The sequence below is a fragment of the Thermomonas sp. S9 genome (assembly GCF_024704365.1).
Classification (GTDB): domain Bacteria; phylum Pseudomonadota; class Gammaproteobacteria; order Xanthomonadales; family Xanthomonadaceae; genus Thermomonas.
The window spans coordinates 580156-605834 of sequence record NZ_JAJDFY010000001.1; the positions used below are offsets into that span (position 1 = coordinate 580156).

Here is a 25679-nt window from a genome sequence, read left to right on the forward strand (position 1 = left end):
CCGCCGAACCAGCCCGACAAGGCACCCCTGAACAAGAGTTCCCCATGAAGACTTTCATCGCCAAGAACGAGACCGTCCAGCGCGACTGGTACGTCGTCGACGCCGAGGGCAAGACCCTGGGCCGTCTGGCCGCAGCACTGGCCTATCGCCTGCGCGGCAAGCACAAGCCGGTGTTCACCCCGCACGTCGATACCGGCGATTATCTCGTCGTGATCAACGCCGACAAGATCGTGGCGACCGGCAAGAAGATGCAGGACAAACTGTATCACCGCTTCACCGGCTACATCGGCAACCTCAAGACCGAGACCCTGGCGCAGGCGCTGGAGCGTCACCCGGAGCGCGTGATCGAGATCGCGGTCAAGGGCATGCTGCCGAAGGGCCCGCTGGGCCGCGCCATGTACCGCAAGCTCAAGGTCTATGCCGGCCCTGAGCATCCGCACGCCGCCCAGCAGCCGCAGCCGCTCGACATCTAAGGTCCGACCATCATGGCTATCACCCAGAATTACGGCACCGGCCGCCGCAAGTCCTCCACCGCCCGCGTGTTCCTGCGCAAGGGCAGCGGCAACATCACCATCAACGACCGTCCGCTGGACGAGTTCTTCGGCCGCGAGACCGCGCGCATGATCGTGCGCCAGCCGCTCGAGCTGACCAAGAACACCGACAAGTTCGACGTCGTCGTCACTGCCACCGGCGGCGGCACCACCGGCCAGGCCGGTGCGATCCGCCTGGGCATCGCACGCGCGCTGGTGGAATATGACGAAACCCTGAAGGCCGAGCTGCGCAAGGCCGGCTTCATGACCCGCGACGCCCGCGAGGTCGAGCGCAAGAAGGTCGGCCTGCACAAGGCCCGCCGCGCCACCCAGTTCTCCAAGCGCTAAGCGCGGAGGCAACGCGCCCGGTCGGAATGTTCATCCATCGGGCGCATTTGGTCGTACAATTCGCAGCATAGCCCCGTCGCCAAGCGGTAAGGCACCTGACTCTGACTCAGGCATTCGGTGGTTCGAATCCATCCGGGGCTGCCATCTTCGACGCAAAAGCCCGCCGCAAGGCGGGCTTTTGCGTGGCCGCCGTTATGCCGTCGGCGCAGTAGCAGGGCTCACAGCAGGCCGCGTTCCGCCATCGAGGTGGGCGCGCCGTCGCCAACCACGAAATGGTCGAGCAGGCGCACGTCCACCAGGGCCAGCGCCTGGCGCAGGCGCGCGGTGAGCGCGCGGTCGGCGGCGCTGGGTTCGGGATTCCCGCTGGGATGGTTGTGGCCCACGATCGCGGCGGCCGCCCCATGCGCCAGCGCGCGCTGCACCACGATGCGCGGATGCACCTCGGCGCCATCGATGGTGCCGCGGAAGAGTTCCTCGAACGCCAGCGCGCGGTGGCGGCTGTCGAGGTACAGCACCGCGAACACCTCGTGGCCGAGCGCGCGCAGGCGGCGTGCGAAGTAGCGCCCGGCCGCGCCCGGATCGGTCAGCGCCTCGCCGCGCTCCAGCCGGGCCGCCAGGTGGCGCTGCCCCAGTTCCAGCGCCGCCGCCAGCAGGCAGGCGCGGGCCGGGCCGATCCCGCGCAGGCGCAGCAGCGCGCGCGGGTCGCGGTCCAGCAGCGGGCGCAGGCCGGCATGCGCGGCCAGCAGCGCGCGCGCGTTGCTGACGGCATCCTGCCCGGCGCAGCCGGAGCCGAGGAACAGCGCCAGCAGTTCGGCGTCCGACAGCGCGCCCGGGCCGCGCGCCAGCAGCTTTTCGCGGGGACGTTCGGTGGCGGGCCAGTCGCGGATGTGCATGCCGCCAGCGTGCGCCGGCCGGTGCGTCCCGGCCAGCGGAATATGGCGTCGCATCGGGTAAGCTGGCCGCTGGTGAAGTGGTCAGGAAACGGCCCGATGCAGGTCCAGGATGCTCCCGAGGGCGGCCGTCGCGTGCTGCTGTGCGTGTGCGGCGGGATTGCCGCCTACAAGACGGCCGAACTGGTACGCCGCCTGCGCGATGCCGGCGCGCAGGTGCAGGTGGCGATGACCGAGAACGCGCAGCGCTTCGTCAGTGCGCAGACCTTCCAGGCGCTTTCGCACCGCCCGGTGCGCACGGCGCTGTGGGATGCCCAGGCGGAAGCCGCGATGGGGCATCTCGAGCTGGCCGGCTGGGCGCAGCAGGTGGTGGTGGCGCCGGCCACCGCCAATATGCTGGCCAAGCTGGCGCACGGGCTGGCGGACGATCTGGTCAGCACCCTGTGCCTGGCCAGCGAGGCGCCGCTGCTGCTGGCGCCGGCGATGAATCACCGCATGTGGCGGCATCCGGCCACCCAGGCCAACGTGGCCCTGCTGCTGGCGCGCGGCGCGCGCCTGATCGGCCCCAACGACGGTCCGCTGGCCGAGGGCGAGTCCGGCCCCGGGCGCATGGCCGAACCGGCCGAGATCGTGGCCGCGCTCGGAGCGCCGGCATGAGCGGCACGCTTGCCGGGCGTCGGCTGCTGGTCAGCGCCGGCCCGACCTACGAGGACCTCGACCCGGCGCGCTTCCTGGGCAACCGCAGCAGCGGCAAGATGGGCTTTGCGATTGCCGGCGCCGCCGCCGCGCGCGGCGCCCAGGTGGTGCTGGTGGCCGGGCCGGTGCATCTGCCCACACCCGCCGGGGTGCAGCGGATCGACGTGCGCAGCGCCGCGCAGATGCACGCGGCGGTGATGCAGGCGCTGCCCTGCGATGCCTACATCGGTGCGGCGGCGGTGGCCGACTTCACCCCGCGCACCCCGTCCGCGCACAAGATCAAAAAGCAGCCGGGACAGGACGTGCTGGTGCTGGAGCTGGTGCAGACGCGCGACATCCTGGCCGAGGTGGCCGCCAGCGCGCAGCGGCCGCGTCTGGTGGTGGGGTTCGCAGCGGAGACCGACCGCGTGGCGGAGTATGCGCGCGGCAAACTGCAGCGCAAGCGCCTCGACCTGATCTGCGCCAACCAGGTCGGATGCGCCGGCGGCGGGTTCGAGTGCGACGACAATGCGCTGCTGGTGATCGATGCCGCCGGCGAACGCGCGCTGGGGCCGGCACCGAAAGGCGAACTCGCGGGCCGGCTGCTGGACATCGTCGCGGAGCGGCTGGCATGAGCGCGCACGTGCTGCAGGTGAAGGTGCTGGATCCACGCTTCGGCCGCGACTGGGCGCTGCCGGCCTACGCCACCGCGCACAGCGCCGGGATGGACCTGCGCGCCGCGCTGGAGGCACCGCTGCGGCTGGAGCCCGGCGCGAGCGTGCTGGTGCCCTCCGGGCTGGCGATCCATATCGCCGACCCTGGCCTGTGCGCGGTCATCCTGCCGCGTTCCGGGCTGGGCCACAGGCACGGCATCGTGCTTGGCAATGGCACCGGCCTGATCGATGCGGATTACCAGGGGCCGCTGATGGTGAGCCTGTGGAACCGCAGCGCGCAGGCGTTCGAGATCGCGCCCGGCGACCGCATCGCCCAGCTGGTGTTGCTGCCGGTGGTGCGCGCGGTGCTGCAAGTGGTGGATACTTTCGAGGAGAGCGCGCGCGGGCAGGGAGGCTTCGGCCATACCGGCGTGCGCTGACGGGGGAATCGCATGGCTGTGTTCGGATTGGGTCGCAAGGACAAGGACGGGGCGGACGCCGAGGCGCCGCGCGGGTTGCAGTTCGACCCGCTGCAGGCGGCGCGGCTGCTGCCGTGGCTGGTCGCGCTGCTGCTGGTGCTGGGCGTGTGGTGCCTGGTCGCCGGCGGGCTGCGCCTGCGCGACGAGAGCCGCCAGCATTCGCTGGAGTTCGCGCGCGACGACGCGGTGGTGTCGGTGCGGCGCGTGCTCAACGAGCAGCGCCAGCGGTTCGACACCCAGCTGGCGTCGCGCACGCTGGCGGCCGCGCTGGCGACGGGCGACCGCGAGGCCGCGGGCGCGGCGCTGAAGCAGGGCTGGAGCGATGTCGCCCGCGCCGAGGTCTGGCCGGCCGACCTGGAAGCGCTCTACGCCGGCCTGCCGCGGGCCGGTTTCGGCACCGTGGCGGTGATCGAGGAGGCCCTGTCCAGCGGCAAGACCAGCAGCCGCATCGTGCAGTCGCGCGGCCAGCACCGGCTGGCGCTGGCCGCGCCGGTGAAGGGCGCGACTCCGATGGTGGCCTACGTCGAACTGCCGTTGACCCGGCTGGAAAGCGGGGTCGAGTCGCCGGCGCTGCCGGGCGGCACCTACCTCGCATTGCGTCAGGGCCAGCGCAGCGTGATCGAGCGCGGCGAGCTGGCGCTGGGCAATGCGGCCGAGGCGATGGCCGCGCGCGTGCCCGACAGCGACCTGCGCATCGCCGCCGCGGCCCCCGACATGGCGGCCACGCCGTTCGCGCTGGACGGCATCCCTGCTCTTGCGCTGGGCGTGATCCTGCTGGTCGGCGCGGGCGTGCTGTGGCTGCGGGTGCGGCCGCGCCTGCTGGCGTTGGGAGGAGCTGCGGAGGTCGAGGCTGGGCCGACCCTGGCCGACCTGCAGCAGGAGCTGCCGGCGGCCGAGTCCGCGCCGAAGGTGAAGGTGCGCGAGCACGACCGCCCCGAGCGCGCCGCGCGGGTGCCGGTGGTGATCGACCATCGCATCTTCCGCGCCTACGACATCCGCGGCGTGATCGGGCATTCGCTGGATGCCGGCGTGGCCGAGCTGATCGGTCAGGCCATCGGCTCGGTGATGGCCGAGCAGCGCCTGGACACCATCGTGGTCGGGCGCGATGGCCGCCTGTCCGGCCCGGACCTGGCACAGGGCCTGATCCGCGGCCTGCGCAGGGCCGGCCGCAACGTGATCGACATCGGCATGGTGCCGACCCCGGTGGTGTATTTCGGCACCTATCACCTGCGCACCGGCTGCGGAGTGGCCATCACCGGCAGCCACAACCCGCCCGACTACAACGGCTTCAAGATCGTGGTCGGCGGCCAGACCCTGTCCGGGGAGGCGATCAAGGACCTGCACGCGCGGATCGCCGAGGACCGCCTGCTGCAGGCCGAGGTGGAAGGCACCCTGGACGAGCGCGACATCAGTGAAGACTACGTGCAGCGGATCGCCGGCGACATCCAGATCGGCCAGCCGCTCAAGGTTGTGGTGGATGCCGGCAATGGCGCTGCCGGCATCCTCGGCCCGCGCGTGCTGGAGGCGATCGGTGCCGACGTCACCCCGCTGTTCTGCGACGTGGACGGCACCTTCCCCAACCACCATCCCGACCCGGGCGACCCGCACAACCTGGAGGCGCTGGTGCAGATGGTGCAGCGCCTGGATGCCGATCTCGGCATCGCCTTCGACGGCGACGGCGACCGCCTGGGCGTGGTCTCCAAATCCGGCAAGACCATCTTCCCCGACCGTCTGCTGATGCTGTTCGCGGCGGATGTGCTGGAGCGCAACCCGGGCGCGGTGATCGTGTACGACGTGAAGTGCACCGGGCGGCTGGCGACGCACGTCCTGCGCCACGGCGGCAGCCCGCTGATGTGGAAGACCGGGCATTCGTTGATCAAGGCCAAGATGCGCGAGGTGGATGCCGCGCTGGCCGGCGAGATGAGCGGCCATTTCTTCTTCGCCGAGCGCTGGTTCGGGTTCGACGACGGCATCTATGCCGCAGCCCGCCTGCTGGAGATCCTGGACGTGCGCGGCGAGGCGCCGGAGGCGGTGTTCGAGGCGCTGCCGGATGGCGTGTCCACCGCCGAGATCAAGGTCGAGCTGCCGGACGACGGCGACCCGCACGAGTTCGTCGAGCGCCTGCGCCTGACCGCCGGGTTCGAGGGCGCACGCATCACCACTCTCGACGGCGTGCGCGTGGACTGGCCGGATGGCTGGGGCCTGGTGCGTGCCTCCAACACCACGCCGGTGCTGGTGATGCGCTTCGACGCGGAGACCACCAGCGGGATGGCGCGCATCCAGCAGGCGTTCCGCGACAAGCTGCTGCAGCTGGAGCCGAACCTGCGCCTGCCGTTCTGAGGCGGCGTTCCAGCGTGGGTGGCGCGTACCGCCCGCCGCGTGCGGATGCGCTGCGCCTGTGGTGTGCGGCTTACCTGTCCGCGGCGGGCGCGGCGGTGGCCGCTGCCGCGCCGCCCTTCATCTCGCGGTAGCGGCGCAGGGAGTCGGCCAGCTCGTTTTCCAGCGCGGCGCGGTCTTCCTCCTGCGCCAGCAGGATCTGGCGCTGGCGCAGTAACTCGGCATGCTGCTGCAGGATGGAGCGGGTGAGCGATGGCGGCACGGGCTCGCCACCCAACTCGCGGTCGCCGGCCTGGCGCAGCAGCGACAGCAGGCTGGCGTGCAGGGTGGTGATGCCCAGCCGGCTGGCCTTCAGGGTTTCGTCCAGCAGCGCGGTGCGCTCGCCGTAGGCGCGGCGCAGGTCGGCCTCGGTCATGTACGACTCGACCATCGCCAGGTCGCGCCGCTTCTGCATGGCCTCGGCTTCGGCCTGGCGGCGCGCGGCCTCGGCCGCCTGCTGCGCGGCGCTGCGCTCCTCCTCGGTCAGCGCGCGGTCCACCTGCGCGGTGGGCAGCCCGCTCTTGATGCTGATCTCGGTGCGCGCGCGGTCGGCGGCGGAGGCGGGCAGGGCGTCGCCGCAGACCTTGCGGCCGTTTTCCTCCCAGCAGTAGATCTTCTTCTGCGGCGGCGCGGTCTGCGCGGCGGCATGGCCCGCGCCGGCAAGGGCGAGGGCGGTGGCGGCGATCAGGCGGAAATGGTGCGGCATGGACGGCCCCCCGTGGCTACTGGTCAGCGTATCAGACGACCCCGTAGCGCGCGCGGTAGGCGAGCAGGGCGTCGCGGTGGGCGGCCAGCGCCGCGCGCTCGCCGGCGAAGGCCAGCAGGTCGGACAGGGTGGCCACGGCGATCACCGGGATCCCCTGTTCGTCCGCCACCGCCTGCGCGGCGGAGACGCTGGTGTCCTCGCGCACGCGTTCCTGGCGGTCGAGCGCGATCACGATCCCGGCCGGGACGCCGCCGGCGTCGCGGATGATGGCCAGCGCCTCGCGGATCGCGGTGCCGGCGGTGATCACGTCGTCCACGATCAGCGCCCGGCGCCCGGCCAGCTTTGCTCCGATCAGGCGGCCACCCTCGCCGTGCGTCTTGGCTTCCTTGCGGTTGAACGCCAGCGGCAGGTCGCGGCCGCGGCGGGCGTATTCGCAGGCCAGCGCGGTGGCCAGCGGGATGCCCTTGTAGGCCGGGCCGAATACCAGATCGAAGTCCAGCCCGGCGGCCTCCACCGCGTCGGCGTAGCAGGCGGCCAGCCCGGCCAGCGCCGCCCCGGAGTCGAAGCGGCCGGCGTTGAAGAAGTACGGGCTGGTGCGGCCGGACTTCAGGGTGAATTCGCCGAAGCGCAGCGCCTCGGCGTTCAGGGCCAGCTGCAGGAAACGGGCGCGATGGTCGGACATGGAGGGCGGGACGATGGCGTCGAAGAGTGCAAAGGTTACCCCATGGAACCGCTATCCTTGGCCGATGCGCATCCTCACCTTCAACGCCAACGGCCTGCGGTCGGCCGCCTCCAAGGGCTTCTTCGACTGGTTTTCCGCGCGCGACGTGGACGTGCTCTGCGTGCAGGAGACCAAGGCGCAGGAGCATCAGTTGCAGGATGCCGCGTTCCTTCCCGAAGGGTATCGGGCGTGGTTCAAGGACGCCTCCACCAAGAAGGGCTACAGCGGCGTGGCCATCTACAGCCGGCGTGAGCCGGACGAAGTGCGCACGTCGCTCGGCTGGGCGCCGTTCGACGACGAGGGCCGCTACATCGAGGCCCGCTTCGGCAACCTGTCGGTGGTCAGCTTCTATATCCCGTCCGGCAGCTCGGGCGAGCTGCGCCAGGGCTTCAAGGAAGAGGTGATGGCCTGGCTGAAGCCGATCCTGGACCAGTGGTACGGCCAGCGGCCGCGAGTACGTGCTGTGCGGGGACTGGAACATTGTCCGCGCGAAGAACGACATCAAGAACTGGACCGGCAACCAGAAGAATTCCGGCTGCCTGCCGCACGAGCGCGCCTGGCTCAACGGCCTGATCGCCGACGCTTGCCACGACGGCCTGGTCGTGCCGCCCGCCCACGGCTGGAAGGATGCCTTCCGGGTCGCCAGGCCCGAGGCGGTGGAATACACCTGGTGGTCGCAGCGCGGCAATGCGCGCGCCAACAACGTCGGCTGGCGCATCGATTACCAGCTGTGCACCCCAGGCATCGCCGCGACCATCCGCGACGCGGTGATCTTCCCAACCCCGAAGTTCTCCGACCACGCGCCGCTGCTGGTGGAGTACGCGGCATGAGCGGCGGCCGTCCGCCCATTTGGCGCGCGTTCGCGCAGCCGGCGGCGCGCACCATGTTTTTCTTCGGCTTTTCCTCGGGGCTGCCGTTCCTGCTGGTGGCCGGCACCCTGGCGTTCTGGCTGAAGGACTTCGGCATCGTGCTGAAGGACATCACCATGATCGCCAGCGCTGGCATGCTGTATGCGTTCAAGTTCGTGTGGGCGCCGCTGCTCGATCACTGGCGGCTGCCCGGCTTCGCCCGCCTGGGGCGCCGCCGCGGCTGGCTGCTGGCCGCGCAGCTGGGGGTGATCGCCGGCCTGCTGGCGATGGCGGCGCTGACGCCGGCGCAGCTGGGGGCATTCGTGGCGGCGACGCTCGCGGTGGCGTTCTTCGGCGCCACCCAGGACATCGCGGTGGATGCCTACCGGATCGAGATCGCGCCGGTCGAGGATCAGGGCGCGCTGGTGGCCACCTATTCGCTGGGCTACCGGATCGGGCTGATCCTGGCCGGCGCGCTGGCGGCGATCATGGCCGACCATCTGCCGTGGCCCGTGGTGTACGTGGCGATGGCATTGACCATGCTGGTGCCGGTGATCGCCAATCTGCGCGCGCGCGAGCCGCAGGCAGTGCCTGCACCGCCGCGGCCATGGCGGCAGGCGATGGTGGAAGCGGTGGTGGACCCGTTCGCGGATTTCTTCCGCCGCTACGGGCTTGGGCTGGCGCTGGTCCTGCTGGCCTTCATCCTGCTGTTCAAGGTGCCGGAGCAGGCCACGGTGGGCGGCATCATGAGCCCGTTCTATCTCGACCAGGGCTTCACCAAGACCCAGATCGGCTCGATCACCAAGCTGTGGGGCGTGTGGGTGGGCATCCTCGGCGTGTTCTGCGGCGGTGCCCTGGTGGCGCGCATGGGGGCGTGGAAGTCGCTGGGATTGATGATCCTGGTGTGTGGCAGCTGCAACCTGCTGTATCTGCTGCTGATGGTGCACAAGGGCGATCTGTGGGTGCTGACCGCGGTGATCTCCGCGGAGAACTTCACGCTCGGCATGCTGGGGCCGCCGACGGTGGCGTTCCTGTCGGCGCTGGTCAGCCGCGCGCACACCGCCACCCAGTACGCCCTGCTCAGCTCGCTGGTGAACCTGCCGGGCAAGATCCTCGGCTTCTTCGCCGGCGGGATCGTGATGGCCACCGGCTACGGCATGTACTTCGTCATCACCGTGCTGGCGCTGCTGCCGGCGCTGCTGCTGTATGCCTGGCTGACGCCGGCGCTGCGCCAGCGGGTATTCGTCCCGGTGCCGGCTCAGGCCGGGTAGAGCGCGCCCAGCACGCGCGGTCCCGTGGCGCCGGTGACGGCGGGCAGGTTGCCGGGACGGCCGGCCAGGTGCTCGCGGGCCAGCCAGGCAAAGGCCATGGCTTCGACGAAATCCGGGTGCAGTCCGTGCGCGGCGCTGGATTCGATGTGCGTCTCCGGCAGCGCCTCGGCCAGCGCCGCCAGCAGGCGTCCGTTGTGCACCCCGCCGCCACACACGATCACCCGCTGCGTTCGTGAGCTGGGTGGCGCGCAAGGCATCGGCGACGGTGCGCGCGGTGAGCATGAGCAGCGTCGCCTGCACGTCGGCAGGCGTCTCGTCGCCGGCCAGCGCGGCTTCCACCCAGTCGAGATGGAACTGGTCGCGGCCGGTCGATTTCGGCGGCGGTGCGGCGAACCACGGCTCGGCAAGCAGCCGCGCCAGCAGCGCGGGATCGACGCACCCCTGCGCTGCGAAGGCGCCGCCGGCGTCGAACGGCTGGCCGGTATGGCGCAGGCACCAGGCGTCCATCAATCCGTTCGCCGGACCGGTATCGAAGCCGCGCACGTCGCCATGTGCGGGCAGCAGGGTGAGGTTGGCGATGCCGCCCAGGTTCAGCACGGCGCGGTCTTCGTCCGGTGCGTGCAGCGTGGCGGCATGGAATGCGGGCACCAGCGGCGCGCCGTGACCGCCGGCGGCGACGTCGCGGCGGCGGAAATCGGCCACCACTGGCAGCCCGCAGCGTTCGGCCAGGGTGGAAGGATCGCCCAGCTGCAGGGTGAACGGCAGCGGCCCCTGCGGGCGATGGCGCAGGGTTTGCCCGTGCGAGCCGATCGCGGCGATCGCCTCGCGCGCGACACCGGCGGCGGCGAGGCTGGCGTTGGCGGCGTCCGCGAACGCGCGCCCGATGCGCACGTCCAGTTCGCCCACCTCGTCCAGGGTCAGCGTCTGCGCCTGCTGGCCCAGCGCGACCAGGCGCACGCGCAGTTCGGAATCCCACGGGAATGTGCGCCCGCAGAGAAGTTCGGGGCGTGCGTGTGGATCATCGCCGTGGAAACGCACCAGCGCGGCGTCGATGCCGTCGGCGCTGGTGCCGGAGATCAGGCCGAGGAACAGCTCGGCGCGGGAGGAAGGCGCGGACATGCCGCGCAGTATCGCATCGACGCCCGGCTCAGCCGCGGCTGCGCTTGCCGGCGGCCTTGCCCTTGGCCTTGGCGGCGGGCGCGGCGCTGGCCACGCGGCTGCCGTCGTCGAGCTGGAATACCACGTCCTCGACCTCGTGGATCTTTTCCAGCGCGCGCTGGGTCTCGTTCTTGAACGCCACCAGATCGGCACCGGACAGCGGCGCCGGCGGCGGCAGGGTCATCTTCAGCGGGTTCATGTGCACGCCGTTGACCCGGAATTCGTAGTGCAGATGCGGCCCGGTGGCCAGCCCGGTGCTGCCCACGTAGCCGATCACCATGCCCTGCGCGATGCGCTGGCCGACCCGGATCTTGGCGAATCGCGACATATGCCCGTACAGGGTGGTCTTGCCGCCGCCGTGGTCGAGGATGACCACGTTGCCGTAGCCGCCCTGGCGGCCGACGAAGGCCACACGTGCATCGCCCGCGGCCTGGATCGGGGTGCCGGTGGCGGCGGCGTAGTCCACGCCCTTGTGCATGCGGAACCGCCCGAGGATCGGGTGGTTGCGCCCGCCGAAGCCGGAGGTCAGGCGTGCATACGGGATCGGCATGCGGATGAAGGGGCGCTTGAGCGAGCGGCCGTCCGGGGTGAAGTACTCCGGCTTGCCGTCGCGCATGAAGCGGAACGCGCTCTTGAGCTTGCCGTCCACGGTGAAGGTGGCCGCCAGCACCGGCCCGGTGTGGACCAGCACGCCGTTCTTCCAGGTTTGGTCCACCACCACGCTGAAACGGTCGTTCTCGCTCAGGTCCGAATCGAAGTCGATGTCGTACTTGAACATTTCGTCGGTAAGCTGGTTCAGTTGCGCGGTGCCCAGCCCGAGCTTGCGCGCGGAGGCGAACAGCGACTTGCCCACTTCGCCGGTGAGCACCACGGTGCGGGTGGTGATCTCCACCGGCACCGCGCGCTCGCGCACCGCGTCGCCGTCGAACTCCAGCTCGATCGGCAGTTCGCCGATCCCCGGGCCCGGCTCCAGGCGCATCGCGCGCACGCTGCCGTCGGCCGGCAGGTTGAAGCTCAGCTCGGTGCCCGGGCGCAGCTTGCGCAGGGTGGGCTTGATCTTCGGGTGCTGCATCACCCGCGCCAGCTGATCGTAGGGGATGCCCAGTTCCTCGAACACGCCGCTCAGGGTCTGGCCAGGTTTGAGGGTCACCGTCTGCCAATGGTCGTCGGTGATTTTGCTCGCGCTCCGTGACAGCTTCGGCAGGGTCAGCTGCAGCGTCATCTTCTGCAGTTGCCGGCCGCCGTGGGTGTCGAGCACGCTGGAGAAGCCGGGCACGATTGCGGCCAGCAGCACGCCGATGGTGGTGAGCACGCTGGCGTGCGCCCACTGGCGGCGCGACCAGCGGCCCTTGAACGGATGCGGCGCGGCGGGCTCGGGGCGACGGTCGGCATTGACGCGCGCACGCTCGAGGTTGCCCTGAAGCACGGCGTCATGGTTCGAATCCGTCATATCATCGTCCCTTGCGTCGCGAAAGCATCGACGCGCTACCATAGACATGCGTGAAAGGTGCGTCAACCCGTTGAATCTGCGAAAGTTTTTCTGCTTCACGGTTTAACGCGCGGTTAACGTCAACCCCACAAACATGAATGCGGCCCCTGCGGTCGCCGGAGAGAAGTGCCCGTGTCCGATCCCGTCACCGCCGATGCCGCTTCGGTCCTTGCCCTGATCGCCCGCGGCAGCGAGGAAATCCTCAAGCGCGAAGAGCTGCAGGCGCGCCTGGCGCTGGGGCGCCCGCTGCGGATCAAGGCCGGCTTCGACCCCACCGCACCCGACCTGCATCTCGGTCACACCGTCCTGCTCAACAAGCTGCGCCAGTTCCAGGACCTCGGGCACCAGGTGATCTTCCTGATCGGCGACTTCACCGGGATGATTGGCGATCCCACCGGCAAGAGCGCCACCCGCAAGCCACTGACCCGCGAGGACGTGCTGGCCAACGCGCAGACCTATGCCGAGCAGGTGTTCAAGGTGCTCGACCGCGCGCGCACCGAGGTGCGCTTCAACAGCGAATGGTTCGGGCAGATGGGCGCCGCCGACATGATCCGCCTTGCCGCCCAGCACACCGTGGCGCGCATGCTCGAGCCGCGACGATTTCGCCAAGCGCTATGCCGCGCAGCAGCCGATCGCCATCCATGAGTTCCTGTATCCGCTGGTGCAGGGCTATGACTCGGTCGCACTGAAGGCGGACGTCGAGCTGGGCGGCACCGACCAGAAGTTCAACCTGCTGATGGGCCGCGGCCTGCAGGAGCACTACGGGCAGCCGCCGCAGGTGGTGCTCACCATGCCGCTGCTGGAAGGCCTCGACGGCGTGCACAAGATGAGCAAATCGCTCGGCAACTACATCGGCATCGATGAGCCGGCGATCGACATCGTCACCAAGGCGATGAAGATCGGCGATGCGCTGATGTGGAAGTGGATCGAGCTGCTCAGCTTCGAAATCGGAATCGCGGAGGCCGGGCGGCTGCGCGAGGCGGTCGCCGCCGGCATGAACCCGCGCGACATCAAGCTGCGGCTGGCGCGCGAACTGGCGGCGCGCTTCCACGGCGCGGAGGAGGCCGAGCGCGCGATTGCCGGCTGGCATGCCGCGGTGCGCGGCGAGGGCGACCTGTCCAGCCTGCCGCTGCAGGACGTGGTGGTGCCGGCCGGGGGCTGCGGATCGCCGCGCTGCTGGTCGCGGCCGGGCTCATGCCCAGCAACTCCGAGGCCAACCGCAAGCTCAGGGAGCGCGCCGTGCGCGTGGATGGCGAGGTGTTCGAGGACGCCGCGCGGGTGTTCGGGCCCGGCTTCGAGGGCGTGCTGGCGGTGGGCAAGCGCAACTTCGCCCGCGTGCGCCTGATTGCCGGTGCATAAGCCGTGCTTGATGTGCCTGCGGGGCATGAACGCGCGCGCAATGCACGATCCATCGTGATGCCGTCAAGACTTCCCAAGCGTGGATGGATGGAGGAAGATGCGCGCCCTTGCCGGGGGGCCGTGGGTTCCGGGGCGGGGGGCGGTAAAAAGTTCGTTGCGGGGTGTTGACAGCAGTCGGAACCCCTGTATGATGGGCGGCTCACTCGGCCGCTACGGCGGACGGGGTGGAGGGAAAGGCGCTGAGGCCGATCCTTGCGATCTTTGACAGTGTGCGCAGGTGACTTGTGCGGGCGTCTGGGAGTGGACGGTTGTCCATTGCAGACGTTCGATCAACACCATCAATTTCAAAGTATTCGTACGCAAGTACACGTACAGCGAGTAATGGAGTTGGGCGGCTCTGCATTTCGAAGCATGCGAGGATTCGTCCTCGAAGACTTTAAGTGAAGAGTTTGATCCTGGCTCAGAGTGAACGCTGGCGGCAGGCCTAATACATGCAAGTCGAACGGCAGCACGGTGGAGCTTGCTCCATGGGTGGCGAGTGGCGGACGGGTGAGGAATACGTGGGAATCTGCCCAGTCGTGGGGGGATAACGTAGGGAAACTTACGCTAATACCGCATGCGCCCTTCGGGGGAAAGCCGGGGACCTTCGGGCCTGGCGCGATTGGATGAGCCCACGTCGGATTAGCTAGTTGGCGGGGTAACGGCCCACCAAGGCGACGATCCGTAGCTGGTCTGAGAGGATGATCAGCCACACTGGAACTGAGACACGGTCCAGACTCCTACGGGAGGCAGCAGTAGGGAATATTGGACAATGGGCGCAAGCCTGATCCAGCCATGCCGCGTGAGTGAAGAAGGCCCTCGGGTTGTAAAGCTCTTTTGTCCGGAAAGAAAAGCGCCGGGTTAATACCCTGGTGTTCTGACGGTACCGGAAGAATAAGCACCGGCTAACTTCGTGCCAGCAGCCGCGGTAATACGAAGGGTGCAAGCGTTACTCGGAATTACTGGGCGTAAAGCGTGCGTAGGTGGTTTGTTAAGTCTGATGTGAAAGCCCTGGGCTCAACCTGGGAATGGCATTGGAAACTGGCGGACTCGAGTGCGGTAGAGGGGTGTGGAATTCCCGGTGTAGCAGTGAAATGCGTAGAGATCGGGAGGAACACCAGTGGCGAAGGCGACACCCTGGACCAGCACTGACACTGAGGCACGAAAGCGTGGGGGAGCAAACAGGATTAGATACCCTGGTAGTCCACGCCCTAAACGATGCGAACTGGATGTTGGGTGCAACTTGGCACTCAGTATCGAAGCTAACGCGTTAAGTTCGCCGCCTGGGGAGTACGGTCGCAAGACTGAAACTCAAAGGAATTGACGGGGGCCCGCACAAGCGGTGGAGTATGTGGTTTAATTCGATGCAACGCGCAGAACCTTACCTGGCCTTGACATGCACGGGAGCTTCCAGAGATGGGAGTGTGCCTTCGGGAACCGTGACACAGGTGCTGCATGGCTGTCGTCAGCTCGTGTCGTGAGATGTTGGGTTAAGTCCCGCAACGAGCGCAACCCTTGTCCTTAGTTGCCAGCACGTGATGGTGGGAACTCTAGGGGAGACCGCCGGCGACAAGCCGGAGGAAGGTGGGGATGACGTCAAGTCATCATGGCCCTTACGGCCAGGGCTACACACGTACTACAATGGTGGGGACAGAGGGCTGCGAAGTCGCGAGGCGGAGCCAATCCCAGAAACCCCATCCCAGTCCGGATTGGAGTCTGCAACTCGACTCCATGAAGTCGGAATCGCTAGTAATCGCAGATCAGCATTGCTGCGGTGAATACGTTCCCGGGCCTTGTACACACCGCCCGTCACACCATGGGAGTTTGTTGCACCAGAAGCAGGTAGCTTAACCGCAAGGGGGGCGCTTGCCACGGTGTGGCCGATGACTGGGGTGAAGTCGTAACAAGGTAGCCGTATCGGAAGGTGCGGCTGGATCACCTCCTTTTGAGACATGGCAACGCATTGCCAGACGTCCGCACAAGTGACCTGCATTCAGAGAGCGTGATTCCACAGGGATCGCGTGTCCCGCTCGCTGTTGAGGCACGGGGCCTTAGCTCAGCTGGGAGAGCACCTGCTTTGCAAGCAGGGGGTCGTCGGTTCGATCCCGACAGGCTCCACCACTGAAGGTAAAGACAGCTGGGTCTGTAGCTCAGGTGGTTAGAGCGCACCCCTGATAAGGGTGAGGCCGGTGGTTCGAGTCCTCCCAGACCCACCACTCTGAATGACGCGCACACACACTTTGAAATGGCTGGGCAGTGTGGCCCGGTCATGTTCTTTGACAATCGGGAAGAAGAGTCAAACGAGCGTTTGAGACGCAAGTCTTGCAACGTGTCGAGGCTGAGGCGAGATGGCGGACGCCATCTTTATCAAGTGTGATAGTCGTACCATTCGCTGGGTACGTGTCGCTCCGAGGCAACTTGGGGTGATATGGTCAAGCGAATAAGCGCACACGGTGGATGCCTTGGCGGTCAGAGGCGATGAAGGACGTGACAGCCTGCGAAAAGCGTCGGGGAGCTGGCAATGAGCTTTGATCCGGCGATGTCCGAATGGGGAAACCCACCCGCAAGGGTATTGCATGGTGAATACATAGCCATGCAAGGCGAACGCGGTGAACTGAAATATCTAAGTAACCGTAGGAAAAGAAATCAACCGAGATTCCGTCAGTAGCGACGAGCGAACGCGGACTAGCCCAAAAGTCGATCTTGTTCTAGCAAAACACTCTGGAAAGGGTGGCCATAGCGGGTGATAGCCCCGTATGCGAAAGGGCCTGGTCGATGAAATTGAGTAGGGCGGGGCACGTGAAACCCTGTCTGAACATGGGGGGACCATCCTCCAAGGCTAAATACTCCTGACCGACCGATAGTGAACCAGTACCGTGAGGGAAAGGCGAAAAGAACCCTGGTGAAGGGAGTGAAATAGACCCTGAAACCGTGTGCGTACAAGCAGTCGGAGCCCGCAAGGGTGACGGCGTACCTTTTGTATAATGGGTCAGCGACTTACTGTTTGTGGCGAGCTTAACCGGATAGGGGAGGCGAAGGGAAACCGAGTCTGATAAGGGCGCATAGTCGCAGGCAGTAGACCCGAAACCGGGTGATCTAGTCATGCCCAGGGTGAAGGTACCGTAACAGGTACTGGAGGCCCGAACCCACGCCCGTTGCAAAGGTCGGGGATGAGGTGTGATTAGGAGTGAAAAGCTAATCGAACCCGGAGATAGCTGGTTCTCCTCGAAAGCTATTTAGGTAGCGCCTCGTATGTATCCTCTCGGGGGTAGAGCACTGTTATGGCTAGGGGGTCATCGCGACTTACCAAACCATTGCAAACTCCGAATACCGGGACGGACTGTACGGGAGACACACGGCGGGTGCTAACGTCCGTCGTGAAAAGGGAAACAACCCAGACCCACAGCTAAGGTCCCAAATCGGCGCTAAGTGGAAAACGATGTGGAAAGGCACAGACAGCCAGGAGGTTGGCTTAGAAGCAGCCACCCTTTAAAGAAAGCGTAATAGCTCACTGGTCGAGTCGGTCTGCGCGGAAGATTTAACGGGGCTAAGCGTTGAACCGAAGCTTGGGGTGCATCCTTTGGGATGCGCGGTAGAGGAGCGTTCCGTAAGCCTGCGAAGGTGGATCGAGAGGTCTGCTGGAGGTATCGGAAGTGCGAATGCTGACATGAGTAACGATAATGCGGGTGAAAAGCCCGCACGCCGAAAGCCCAAGGTTTCCTTGCGCAACGTTAATCGACGCAGGGTGAGTCGGCCCCTAAGGCGAGGCTGAAAAGCGTAGTCGATGGGAAGCTGGTTAATATTCCAGCACCTCGCGTAAGTGCGATGGAGGGACGGAGAAGGTTAGGCAGGCCGGGCGTTGGTTGTCCCGGTGAGAGGGTTGAGGCGGTGCTCTTAGGCAAATCCGGGAGCGCAACGTTGAGGCCAAGGACGAGTCCGCATGGACAGAGCTGCTGATATCACGCTTCCAGGAAAAGCTCCTAAGCTTCAGCTTACGCAGACCGTACCGTAAACCGACACAGGTGGGCAGGATGAGAATTCTCAGGCGCTTGAGAGAACTCGGGTGAAGGAACTAGGCAAAATAGCACCGTAACTTCGGGAGAAGGTGCGCCAACCATGGTTCATAGCTGAGGTTGGCCGAAGAAACCAGGCCGCTGCGACTGTTTATCAAAAACACAGCACTCTGCAAACACGAAAGTGGACGTATAGGGTGTGACGCCTGCCCGGTGCCGGAAGGTTAATTGATGGGGTCAGCCGCAAGGCGAAGCTCTTGATCGAAGCCCCGGTAAACGGCGGCCGTAACTATAACGGTCCTAAGGTAGCGAAATTCCTTGTCGGGTAAGTTCCGACCTGCACGAATGGCGTAACGACAGCGGCGCTGTCTCCACCCGAGACTCAGTGAAATTGAAATCGCTGTGAAGATGCAGCGTTCCCGCGGCAAGACGGAAAGACCCCGTGAACCTTTACTATAGCTTTACACTGAACGTTGAGTTCGTCTGTGTAGGATAGGTGGGAGGCTGTGAAGCCGTGACGCCAGTTGCGGTGGAGCCAACCTTGAAATACCACCCTGATGTGCTTGACGTTCTAACCTGGGCCCGTGATCCGGGTCGGGGACCGTGTATGGTGGGTAGTTTGACTGGGGCGGTCTCCTCCCAAAGTGTAACGGAGGAGCTCGAAGGTACGCTCAGCGCGGTCGGACATCGCGCACTGTGTGCAAAGGCATAAGCGTGCTTGACTGCAAGATCGACGGATCAAGCAGGTACGAAAGTAGGACTTAGTGATCCGGTGGTTCTGTATGGAAGGGCCATCGCTCAACGGATAAAAGGTACTCCGGGGATAACAGGCTGATACCGCCCAAGAGTTCATATCGACGGCGGTGTTTGGCACCTCGATGTCGGCTCATCACATCCTGGGGCTGTAGTCGGTCCCAAGGGTATGGCTGTTCGCCATTTAAAGTGGTACGCGAGCTGGGTTCAGAACGTCGTGAGACAGTTCGGTCCCTATCTGTCGTGGGCGTTGGAGATTTGAGAGGGGCTGCTCCTAGTACGAGAGGACCGGAGTGGACGAACCTCTGGTGTTCCGGTTGTCACGCCAGTGGCACTGCCGGGTAGCTATGTTCGGAAGCGATAACCGCTGAAAGCATCTAAGCGGGAAGCGCGCCTCAAGATGAGATCTCCCGGGGCACAAGCCCCCTGAAGGACCCATCAAGACCAGGTGGTTGATAGGCAGGGTGTGTAAGCGCAGCAATGCGTTGAGCTTACCTGTACTAATGATCCGTGTGGCTTGACCATATCACCTCAAGTTGCTTCGGTTTTATGCGCATCCCTGCGCAAAAGCCTGCACGTCCGGTGCAGACTTTCCTGAAACCCGCAACCCTTGGCCTCGGCACGTTGCCGGCTTGCGACAAATGCTCGTCACTCTTCTTCCCCCCCTTGAGAGCGTGGCGCTGCTGCATGCGGATCCCTCCGCAACAGCCGGCGACCCTCCACCCTCTCCCTGGTGACAACAGCGCTGTGGTCCCACCCGATCCCATCCCGAACTCGGAAGTGAAACACAGCTGCGCCGATGGTAGTGTGGTCCAAACCATGCAAGAGTAGGTCATCGCCAGGGCCTTATCCCCCAAACCCCTCCCGCACCGGGAGGGGTTTTCCTTTGCGCAGCCAAAAACCGACCGGGGAAGCGGGGGCTGTGAATGGAAACGAATCAGCGGCCTGCCGGACATCCAATGCGCGCCGGCCTGAAACCGCGGTCCGGCGCGCTAGAATCCGCGGACGATCAACCTCACTGGAGTCGAGCATGGAGGCCCCGTTGCACGTCGTGATCCTGGCCGCGGGCGAGGGCAAGCGCATGCACTCGGCCGTCCCGAAGGTCCTGCAGCGGATCGCCGGGCGTCCGATGCTGGCCCACGTGGTCGAGGCCGCGCGGGCGCTGGAACCGGCCGGGGTGCATCTGGTGTATGGGCATGGTGGCGCGCAGGTGCGGGAGGCATTCGCCGACCAGCCGGACCTGCACTGGGCCGAGCAGGCCCGTCAGCTCGGCACCGGGCATGCGGTGCAGCAGGCGATGCCGGCGATTCCGGCCGGGGCGCGGGTGCTGGTGTTGTACGGCGACGTGCCGCTGATCACCGCGCACACCCTGCGCCGCCTGCTGCAGTCGCAGCGGCCGCTGGCAGTGCTGGCGGCGGAGTTGCACGATCCCAGCGGCTACGGCCGGATCGTGCGCGATTCCGAGGGCCACGTCGCGGCGATCGTGGAGCACAAGGACGCCGACCCCGAGCAGCGCCGCATCCGCCTGGTGAATACCGGCGTGATCGCCGCCGGGGGCGATGCCCTGCGCCGCTGGCTGGAGGGCCTGCGCAACGACAATGCGCAGGGGGAGTACTACCTGACCGACGTGTTCGCCGCGGCCGCGCGTGAGTTCACTGCGGCCGAGGTGGTGGTGGTCGAGGATCCGCTGGAGACGGAAGGGGCGAATGATCCCTGGCAGCTGGCGCAGCTGGAGCGCGCCTTCCAGCGCCGTCAGGTGCGTGCGCTGTGCGCGCAGGGCGTGCGGGTGGCGGATCCGGCGCGGATCGATATCCGCGGCACGGTGCGCGTCGGCCAGGATGTCGAGCTCGACGTGGACGTGGTGCTGGAAGGGGAGGTCGAGCTCGGCGACGGCGTGCACATCGGCCCGTTCTGCCGCCTGCGCGACGTGCACATCGCCGCCGGCAGCGAGATCCGCGCCCATTGCGACATCGAGGGCGCGCAGATCGGCCCGGCCGCGCAGATCGGCCCGTATGCCCGCCTGCGCCCCGGCAGCGTGCTGGCCGCCGGCGTGCACGTGGGCAATTTCGTGGAAACCAAGAACGCGCGCATCGGTGAAGGCAGCAAGGCCAACCATCTGAGCTATCTCGGAGATGCCCAGGTCGGCGCCGGGGTGAACATCGGCGCCGGCACCATCACCTGCAATTACGACGGCGCCAACAAGTCCACCACCACGATCGCGGACCGCGCCTTCATCGGCTCCAACAGCGCGCTGGTCGCGCCGGTCACGATCGGCGAGGGGGCCACCATCGGCGCCGGCTCGGTGATCGGCAAGGATGCGCCGGCCGGCAAGCTGACGCTGGCGCGAGCCAAGCAGGTGACGGTCGAAGGCTGGCAGCGGCCAGTGAAGAAGGCCCCGCGCTGACGGCGTGGGCGCGTCCGCTGCGGCGTGCGGTTCAGGCCATCAGGCCGGCAGCAGCAGCGACACGCACAGCCCGCCGCCTTCGCGGTTGAGCAGGGCGATGCGCCCGCCGTGGGCTTCGGCGATCTCGCGCGCCAGCGCCAACCCCAGGCCGGTGCCCGCAGGCTTGGCTTAAACTGGGCGTTCCTCAAGGAACTGAGCAATCCTGATGTGCGGAATCGTCGGTGCGATCGCCAACCGTGACGTGGTGCCCCTGCTGGTGGACGGCCTGAAGCGGCTGGAATACCGCGGCTACGATTCCGCCGGGATCGCGGTGGTGGTGGGCGAAGCGGTGCGCCGCGTGCGCCGCACCGGACGCGTCTCCGAGATGGAGGCGGCGGCCGCGGCGGAAGGCCTGCAGGCCCACATCGGCATCGGCCACACGCGCTGGGCCACCCACGGCGGCGTCACCGAGTCCAACGCGCACCCGCACATCAGCGTCGGCGAGCTGGCGCTGGTGCACAACGGCATCATCGAGAACCACGAAGCGCAGCGCGAACGCCTGCGCGCGCTCGGCTACACATTCGAATCGCAGACCGATACCGAGGTGGTGGCGCACCTGATCCACCACTACCGCGCGCAGGGCGCCAGCCTACTCGGCGCGCTGCAGCGCGCGGTCAAGGAGCTGCATGGCGCCTACGCGCTGGCGGTGGTGGACAGGCGCGACCCCGGCACGCTGGTGGCCGCGCGCATGGGCTGCCCGCTGCTGGTGGGCTTGGGCGAGGGCGAGAACTTCGTGGCTTCGGACGTGTCCGCCATCGTGTCTGCGACGCGCCGGGTGATCTTCCTGGAAGAAGGCGACACCGCCGAGCTCACCTGCGCGGGCGTGCAGGTGTTCGATGCCAGTGATGCGCCGGTTCAGCGCGAGGTGCATGTCTCCGACGTGTCGCTGGCCTCGCTGGAACTCGGCCCCTACCGCCACTTCATGCAGAAGGAGATCCACGAGCAGCCGCGCGCGATCGGCGACACCGTGGAAGGCCTGCTCGACGCCGGCGGTTTCGACCCCGCGCTGCTGGGCAAGGAGGCGGCCGAGGTGCTGCGCGACGTGGAATCGGTGCAGATCATCGCCTGCGGCACCAGCTATTACGCCGGCCTGACCGCGCGCTACTGGATCGAAGATCTTGCCGGTATCCCGTGCGCGGTGGACATCGCCAGCGAGTACCGCTACCGCAAGGTGGTGGGCAACCCGAAGCAGCTGATCATTACCATCTCGCAGTCCGGTGAAACCCTGGACACGCTGGAGGCGCTGAAGTACGCCAAGGCGCAGGGGCATGCGAAGACGCTGTCGATCTGCAACGTGCCGGAGTCGGCCATTCCCCGCGCCAGCCGGCTGGTGTTCTACACCCGCGCCGGCGCCGAGATCGGGGTGGCCTCGACCAAGGCCTTCACCACCCAGCTGGTGGCGCTGTTCGCGCTGGCGGTGACCCTGGGCAAGCAGCGCGGCCAGGTGGATGCCGCGCGCGAGGCCGCGCTGCTGGACGAGTTGCGCCATCTGCCCGGCAGCGTGCAGCACGCGCTCAACCTGGAGCCGCAGATCGCGTCGTGGGCGGCGGTGTTCGCGCCGCGTCAGCACGCGCTGTTCCTCGGCCGCGGCACGCACTATCCGATCGCGCTGGAAGGCGCGCTCAAGCTCAAGGAAATCTCCTACATCCACGCCGAGGGCTATCCGGCCGGCGAGCTCAAGCACGGCCCGCTGGCGCTGGTGGACACCCAGATGCCGGTGGTGGTGATCGCGCCGAACGACGCGCTGCTGGAGAAGGTGAAGTCCAACATCCAGGAAGATGCGCGCGCGCGGCGGCGAGATGTTCGTGTTCGCGGATGCCGACAGCAGCTTCAGCGCGTCCGAGGGCGTGCACGTGATCCGCACCCCGCGCCATGTCGGCGTGCTCTCGCCGGTGGTGCATGCGATCCCGGTGCAGCTGCTGGCCTACCACACTGCGCTGGCGCGCGGCACCGACGTGGACAAGCCGCGCAATCTGGCCAAGTCGGTGACGGTGGAGTGAGCATGCCATTGCCGGACTGGCTGGGGCCGCTGGCGATCGTGCCGACGGCGTTCGCTGCGCTGATGCCGGTGGTCAACCCCTTCGGCACCGCGCTGATCATCCTCGGCATGATCGGAAACCGGCCGGAGCAGGTATATCGCAGCCTGGCCGCGAAAGTGGCAACGATGATGCTGGCCTACGTGGCGACGGTGATCCTGGTCGGGCAGTGGCTGCTGCATTTCTTCGGCATCTCGCTGCCGGTGATGCAGGTCGGCGGCGGCCTGACCCTGGCGGCGATGGGCTGGCGCACGCTGGCCGGCGGACGGACGACGGGCGCGGAGAGCGAGCATGTCAAGGACGAAGACGCGCAGCGGATCCTCGACAGCGCGTTTTATCCCTACACCTTCCCACTGACGGTGGGCCCGGGCACGATGGTGGTGCTGCTGACGCTGTCGGCGCACGTCACCCACGGTGCGCCGATGACGACGCTGCTGTCGCACGTGGCGATCTTCATCGCCGCCCTGCTGCAGGCCCTGCTGGTGTATCTGTGCTATCGCTATGCGCCCAAGCTGGCGCAACGGCTGTCGCCAAGTGCGATCAATGCGGTGCAGCAGTTGATGGCCTTCATCCTGCTGTGCATCGGCGGCCAGATCGCCTGGGGCGGGGTGTCGGCGCTGGCGCGGCAGCTGTAGCCGGGCGCGTATCGCACGTTGGGTGCGTTTACGATGCAGTGCTCTGCGGCCGCTGCTGCGCCGCGTGTTCCAGCGTTCGCGCATGTCAGTTCGAGGAGGATCGCCGATGCCCAAGCTTGCCGCGCGCCATGTGGTCGGGAGCCTGCTTCTGATGCTGGGCCTGGCGCTGCTTGGCTTGCAGGCTTTCACAGGGCGCCAGTGGGTGGTGCCGCAGGGAGAATTCCTGGCCCTGCATTCGCTGCTGGAGATCCTGGCCGTGGTGGTGGCGGTGCTGGTGTTCGTCACCGGTGCCACGGCGGCCGATACCGACCGTTCGGGGCGCGCGCTGGAACTGGGGGGCGTGTTCCTGGCGGTCGGCGTGCTGGACCTGCTGCACCTTCTGACCTATGCCGGCATGCCGGAGCTGGCGGGCCCGAATTCGGCGCAGAAGACCATCCTGCTGTGGCTGCTGGCGCGCTATCTGGCGGCGCTGGGGTTGCTGGCCTATGTGCTGTTCGTGGAGCGTCCGGCGCCGGCCTCGCGCGCGCGCCGCGTCGCCTGGTTCGGCGCGATGCTGGCCCTGGCCCTCGCGCTGGCCTGGCTGCCGTTGACTGCGCCGCAGCGGCTGGCGACGATGTACGTGGACGGCGTCGGCCTGACCGCGCTCAAGATCTGGCTGGAGTGGGGCGCCTGCGGGCTGTATCTGCTGGCGGCGCTGGTGCTGGTGCTGCGCCGGCGCCAGGTGACGGGTTGCGATACCGCCAGCCTGCTGCTGGCGCTGCTGCTGATGGCGGTCAGCGAGCTGTATTTCACCCTGTACGTCCGCATCACCAGCACGCCCAACCTGCTCGGGCACGTGTTTAAACTCGCCGCCTACTACTACTACCTGTATCGCGCGGTGTATGTGGAGGCCGTGCGCCGGCCGTTCCGGCAGATGCAGCACATGCTGGCGCACGATGCGCTGACCGGCCTGCCCAACCGCAGCGCCGCGCTGGCCGGCCTCGAGCAGGTGCTGCGCGAGGGCGGCGGGCGCCGGCCGGGCGCGTTGCTGCTGCTGGACCTGGACCACTTCCAGAACGTCAACGATACCCTCGGCCACGCCCAGGGCGACCGCCTGCTGGTGGCGATCGCCGCGCGCCTGCGCGAGGTGCTGCCTGCCTCGGCGCAGCTGGCGCGCTTCAGCGGCGACCAGTTCCTGATGTATCTGCCGGAGACCACGCTGGCCTCGGCGCGGCAGTGCGCCGAGACCTTGCTGGTCGCGCTGGCGCGCGAGTTCGAGCTGGGCGAGGACCGCATCGGCATCGGCGCCAGCATCGGGCTGGCCGGGCATGCGCTCGCACCGCTGTCGGCGGGCGCGCTGGTCAAGCATGCCGACCTCGCCCTGCGCCGGGCCAAGCAGGCCGGGCGCAACTGCGTGGTGGCCTATGACGAAGCCCTGGAACAGACATTCCGGCGCGAGGCGCAGCTGGAGGCAGGCTTGGGCCAGGCGCTGGCGCGCGGCGAGCTGGCCTTGCACTACCAGCCGAAATGGGAAATCGAAAGTGGCCGTCTGGCCGGCTGGGAGGCGCTACTGCGCTGGCATAGCGCGGAGCTGGGCACGGTGCGCCCGGACGAGTTCATCCCGGTGGCCGAGCGTACCGGGCTGATCCTGCCGATCGGTGACTGGGTGCTGCGCGAGGCCTGCCGCCAGCTGCGCCAGTGGCGCGCTGAAGGGTTGCCGGCCGGCACCATGGCGGTGAACCTGTCGGCGCGCCAGTTCCGCCAGCGTGACATCGCCGAGGAAGTCAGCCGCGCGCTGCGCGAGACCGGGCTGCAGCCGCACGATCTGGAGCTGGAGATCACCGAGTCGATGCTGATGGACGATCTGGCCGCGGCCACGGTGGCGCTGACCGACCTGCAGCGGCTGGGCGTGCGCGTCGCCATCGACGACTTTGGCACTGGCTATTCCTCGCTGGCCTACCTGAAGTCATTGCCGCTGCATTGCCTGAAGGTTGACCGCTCGTTCGTGTCCGACATCACCCGCGACGGCAATGGCGCCACCATCGTGCGCACCGTGATCGCGCTGGCGCACAGCCTGGGAATGGTGGTGGTGGGCGAAGGGGTGGAAACCCAGGAGCAGTTCGCCTTCCTGCGCGCGGCGCGCTGCGACCAGGCGCAGGGCTATCTGTTCTTCAAGCCGCTGGCGCCGCCGGAATGCCTGGACCTGTTGCGCGCCTGCAGGCGGCTGGCTGAAGAAGGAAGCGCCGCCGCGACGGAATGAGGCGGTGGCGCGGAATGC

Annotated in this window: 11 protein-coding genes, 3 tRNA genes, 3 rRNA genes and 7 pseudogenes; 18 read left to right on the plus strand and 6 right to left on the minus strand. The window is 67.3% G+C overall.

The window, feature by feature from the left end:
• Positions 1 to 44: 44 nt before the first annotated feature.
• The 3 genes from rplM to LJB71_RS02855 all read left to right on the plus strand — a co-directional run bounded on the left by rplM (position 45) and on the right by LJB71_RS02855 (position 1022).
• On the plus strand, positions 45 to 473 hold the full coding sequence (gene rplM, locus LJB71_RS02845; protein WP_259303013.1) for a 50S ribosomal protein L13: 429 nt from the start codon (positions 45 to 47) through the stop codon (positions 471 to 473).
• A 12-nt stretch (positions 474 to 485) separates the two neighbouring features.
• Entirely contained in the window at positions 486 to 878 is a 393-nt protein-coding gene (gene rpsI / locus LJB71_RS02850) for a 30S ribosomal protein S9 (RefSeq protein WP_259303014.1), read from the plus strand.
• A 69-nt stretch (positions 879 to 947) separates the two neighbouring features.
• Positions 948 to 1022 (plus strand) — tRNA-Gln (locus LJB71_RS02855).
• 74 nt (positions 1023 to 1096) lie between these two features.
• Here LJB71_RS02855 and radC read toward each other — a convergent pair.
• The gene (gene radC, locus LJB71_RS02860; protein ID WP_259303015.1) at positions 1097 to 1771 is read right to left on the minus strand and encodes a DNA repair protein RadC; all 675 of its coding nucleotides are present in this window, start codon (positions 1769 to 1771) and stop codon (positions 1097 to 1099) included.
• A gap of 96 nt (positions 1772 to 1867) precedes the next feature.
• Between radC and coaBC the strand changes: the two are divergent.
• The 3 genes and pseudogenes from coaBC to LJB71_RS02875 all read left to right on the plus strand — a co-directional run bounded on the left by coaBC (position 1868) and on the right by LJB71_RS02875 (position 5915).
• A pseudogene (gene coaBC, locus LJB71_RS02865) lies at positions 1868 to 3078 on the plus strand (bifunctional phosphopantothenoylcysteine decarboxylase/phosphopantothenate--cysteine ligase CoaBC).
• Positions 3075 to 3536: a dUTP diphosphatase gene (gene dut / locus LJB71_RS02870; RefSeq protein WP_259303016.1), complete on the plus strand. Its 462-nt coding sequence runs from the start codon at positions 3075 to 3077 to the stop codon at positions 3534 to 3536. Before coaBC ends, dut begins: the two are co-directional and overlap by 4 nt.
• Positions 3537 to 3548: 12 nt before the next feature.
• Positions 3549 to 5915, plus strand: a complete 2367-nt coding sequence (locus LJB71_RS02875; RefSeq protein WP_259303017.1) for a phosphomannomutase/phosphoglucomutase — start codon at positions 3549 to 3551, stop codon at positions 5913 to 5915.
• A gap of 70 nt (positions 5916 to 5985) precedes the next feature.
• On the opposite strand, the gene LJB71_RS02880 is transcribed toward LJB71_RS02875, so the two are convergent.
• Both LJB71_RS02880 and pyrE read right to left on the minus strand, forming a co-directional pair.
• Positions 5986 to 6657 carry a hypothetical protein gene (locus LJB71_RS02880; RefSeq protein ID WP_259303018.1) on the minus strand — a complete coding sequence of 224 codons (672 nt, stop codon included), beginning with the start codon at positions 6655 to 6657 and terminating at the stop codon, positions 5986 to 5988.
• 31 nt (positions 6658 to 6688) lie between these two features.
• On the minus strand, positions 6689 to 7339 hold the full coding sequence (gene pyrE / locus LJB71_RS02885; protein ID WP_259303019.1) for an orotate phosphoribosyltransferase: 651 nt from the start codon (positions 7337 to 7339) through the stop codon (positions 6689 to 6691).
• 64 nt (positions 7340 to 7403) lie between these two features.
• Here pyrE and LJB71_RS02890 point away from each other — a divergent pair.
• Positions 7404 to 8208 (plus strand): annotated as a pseudogene (locus LJB71_RS02890) (exodeoxyribonuclease III).
• A gap of 65 nt (positions 8209 to 8273) precedes the next feature.
• Positions 8274 to 9497, plus strand: a pseudogene (locus LJB71_RS02895) (MFS transporter); the annotation flags it as partial.
• On the opposite strand, the pseudogene LJB71_RS02900 reads toward LJB71_RS02895, so the two are convergent.
• Together LJB71_RS02900 and LJB71_RS02905 are read right to left on the minus strand one after the other, a co-directional pair.
• Positions 9485 to 10616, minus strand: a pseudogene (locus LJB71_RS02900) (anhydro-N-acetylmuramic acid kinase). The pseudogenes LJB71_RS02895 and LJB71_RS02900 sit on opposite strands and share 13 nt — an antisense overlap.
• Positions 10617 to 10644: 28 nt before the next feature.
• Complete coding sequence (locus tag LJB71_RS02905; protein ID WP_259303020.1) at positions 10645 to 12081, minus strand: M23 family metallopeptidase; 1437 nt, start codon at positions 12079 to 12081, stop codon at positions 10645 to 10647.
• 195 nt (positions 12082 to 12276) lie between these two features.
• Between LJB71_RS02905 and tyrS the strand changes: the two are divergent.
• The 7 genes and pseudogenes from tyrS to glmU all read left to right on the plus strand — a co-directional run bounded on the left by tyrS (position 12277) and on the right by glmU (position 20712).
• Positions 12277 to 13503, plus strand: a pseudogene (tyrS, locus tag LJB71_RS02910) (tyrosine--tRNA ligase).
• 437 nt (positions 13504 to 13940) lie between these two features.
• Positions 13941 to 15488, plus strand: a 16S ribosomal RNA gene (locus LJB71_RS02915).
• A gap of 99 nt (positions 15489 to 15587) precedes the next feature.
• Positions 15588 to 15663 (plus strand) — tRNA-Ala (locus LJB71_RS02920).
• Positions 15664 to 15681: 18 nt separating this feature from the next.
• Positions 15682 to 15758: transfer RNA gene (locus tag LJB71_RS02925), tRNA-Ile, on the plus strand.
• A 214-nt stretch (positions 15759 to 15972) separates the two neighbouring features.
• A 23S ribosomal RNA gene (locus tag LJB71_RS02930) occupies positions 15973 to 18833 on the plus strand.
• Between the two features lie 204 nt (positions 18834 to 19037).
• Positions 19038 to 19152, plus strand: a 5S ribosomal RNA gene (gene rrf / locus LJB71_RS02935).
• Together the 16S, 23S and 5S rRNA genes with 2 tRNA genes alongside form the textbook arrangement of a ribosomal RNA operon.
• 186 nt (positions 19153 to 19338) lie before the next feature.
• Positions 19339 to 20712 carry a bifunctional UDP-N-acetylglucosamine diphosphorylase/glucosamine-1-phosphate N-acetyltransferase GlmU gene (gene glmU, locus LJB71_RS02940; RefSeq protein WP_259303021.1) on the plus strand — a complete coding sequence of 458 codons (1374 nt, stop codon included), beginning with the start codon at positions 19339 to 19341 and terminating at the stop codon, positions 20710 to 20712.
• A gap of 39 nt (positions 20713 to 20751) precedes the next feature.
• Here the strand turns inward: glmU and LJB71_RS14485 are convergent.
• Positions 20752 to 20868, minus strand: a pseudogene (locus LJB71_RS14485) (ATP-binding protein); the annotation flags it as partial.
• A 49-nt stretch (positions 20869 to 20917) separates the two neighbouring features.
• Between LJB71_RS14485 and glmS the strand changes: the two are divergent.
• From glmS to LJB71_RS02955, 3 genes and pseudogenes are all read left to right on the plus strand, one after another.
• Positions 20918 to 22751 (plus strand): annotated as a pseudogene (glmS, locus tag LJB71_RS02945) (glutamine--fructose-6-phosphate transaminase (isomerizing)).
• Between the two features lie 2 nt (positions 22752 to 22753).
• Positions 22754 to 23422 (plus strand): MarC family protein, encoded by a 669-nt coding sequence (locus LJB71_RS02950; protein WP_259303022.1) that lies wholly within the window; start codon positions 22754 to 22756, stop codon positions 23420 to 23422.
• Positions 23423 to 23528: 106 nt separating this feature from the next.
• The gene (locus tag LJB71_RS02955) at positions 23529 to 25661 is read left to right on the plus strand and encodes an EAL domain-containing protein (protein ID WP_259303023.1); all 2133 of its coding nucleotides are present in this window, start codon (positions 23529 to 23531) and stop codon (positions 25659 to 25661) included.
• Positions 25662 to 25679 lie beyond the last annotated feature (18 nt).

Bases quoted from the DNA above. Each gene is read 5' to 3' on its own strand.
- rplM (WP_259303013.1), top strand. From the start codon at position 45: ATGAAGACTTTCATCGCCAAGAACGAGACCGTCCAGCGCGACTGGTAC.
- rpsI (WP_259303014.1), top strand. From the start codon at position 486: ATGGCTATCACCCAGAATTACGGCACCGGCCGCCGCAAGTCCTCCACC.
- radC (WP_259303015.1), bottom strand. From the start codon at position 1,771: ATGCACATCCGCGACTGGCCCGCCACCGAACGTCCCCGCGAAAAGCTG.
- dut (WP_259303016.1), top strand. From the start codon at position 3,075: ATGAGCGCGCACGTGCTGCAGGTGAAGGTGCTGGATCCACGCTTCGGC.
- LJB71_RS02875 (WP_259303017.1), top strand. From the start codon at position 3,549: ATGGCTGTGTTCGGATTGGGTCGCAAGGACAAGGACGGGGCGGACGCC.
- LJB71_RS02880 (WP_259303018.1), bottom strand. From the start codon at position 6,657: ATGCCGCACCATTTCCGCCTGATCGCCGCCACCGCCCTCGCCCTTGCC.
- pyrE (WP_259303019.1), bottom strand. From the start codon at position 7,339: ATGTCCGACCATCGCGCCCGTTTCCTGCAGCTGGCCCTGAACGCCGAG.
- glmU (WP_259303021.1), top strand. From the start codon at position 19,339: ATGGAGGCCCCGTTGCACGTCGTGATCCTGGCCGCGGGCGAGGGCAAG.
- LJB71_RS02950 (WP_259303022.1), top strand. From the start codon at position 22,754: ATGCCATTGCCGGACTGGCTGGGGCCGCTGGCGATCGTGCCGACGGCG.
- LJB71_RS02955 (WP_259303023.1), top strand. From the start codon at position 23,529: ATGCCCAAGCTTGCCGCGCGCCATGTGGTCGGGAGCCTGCTTCTGATG.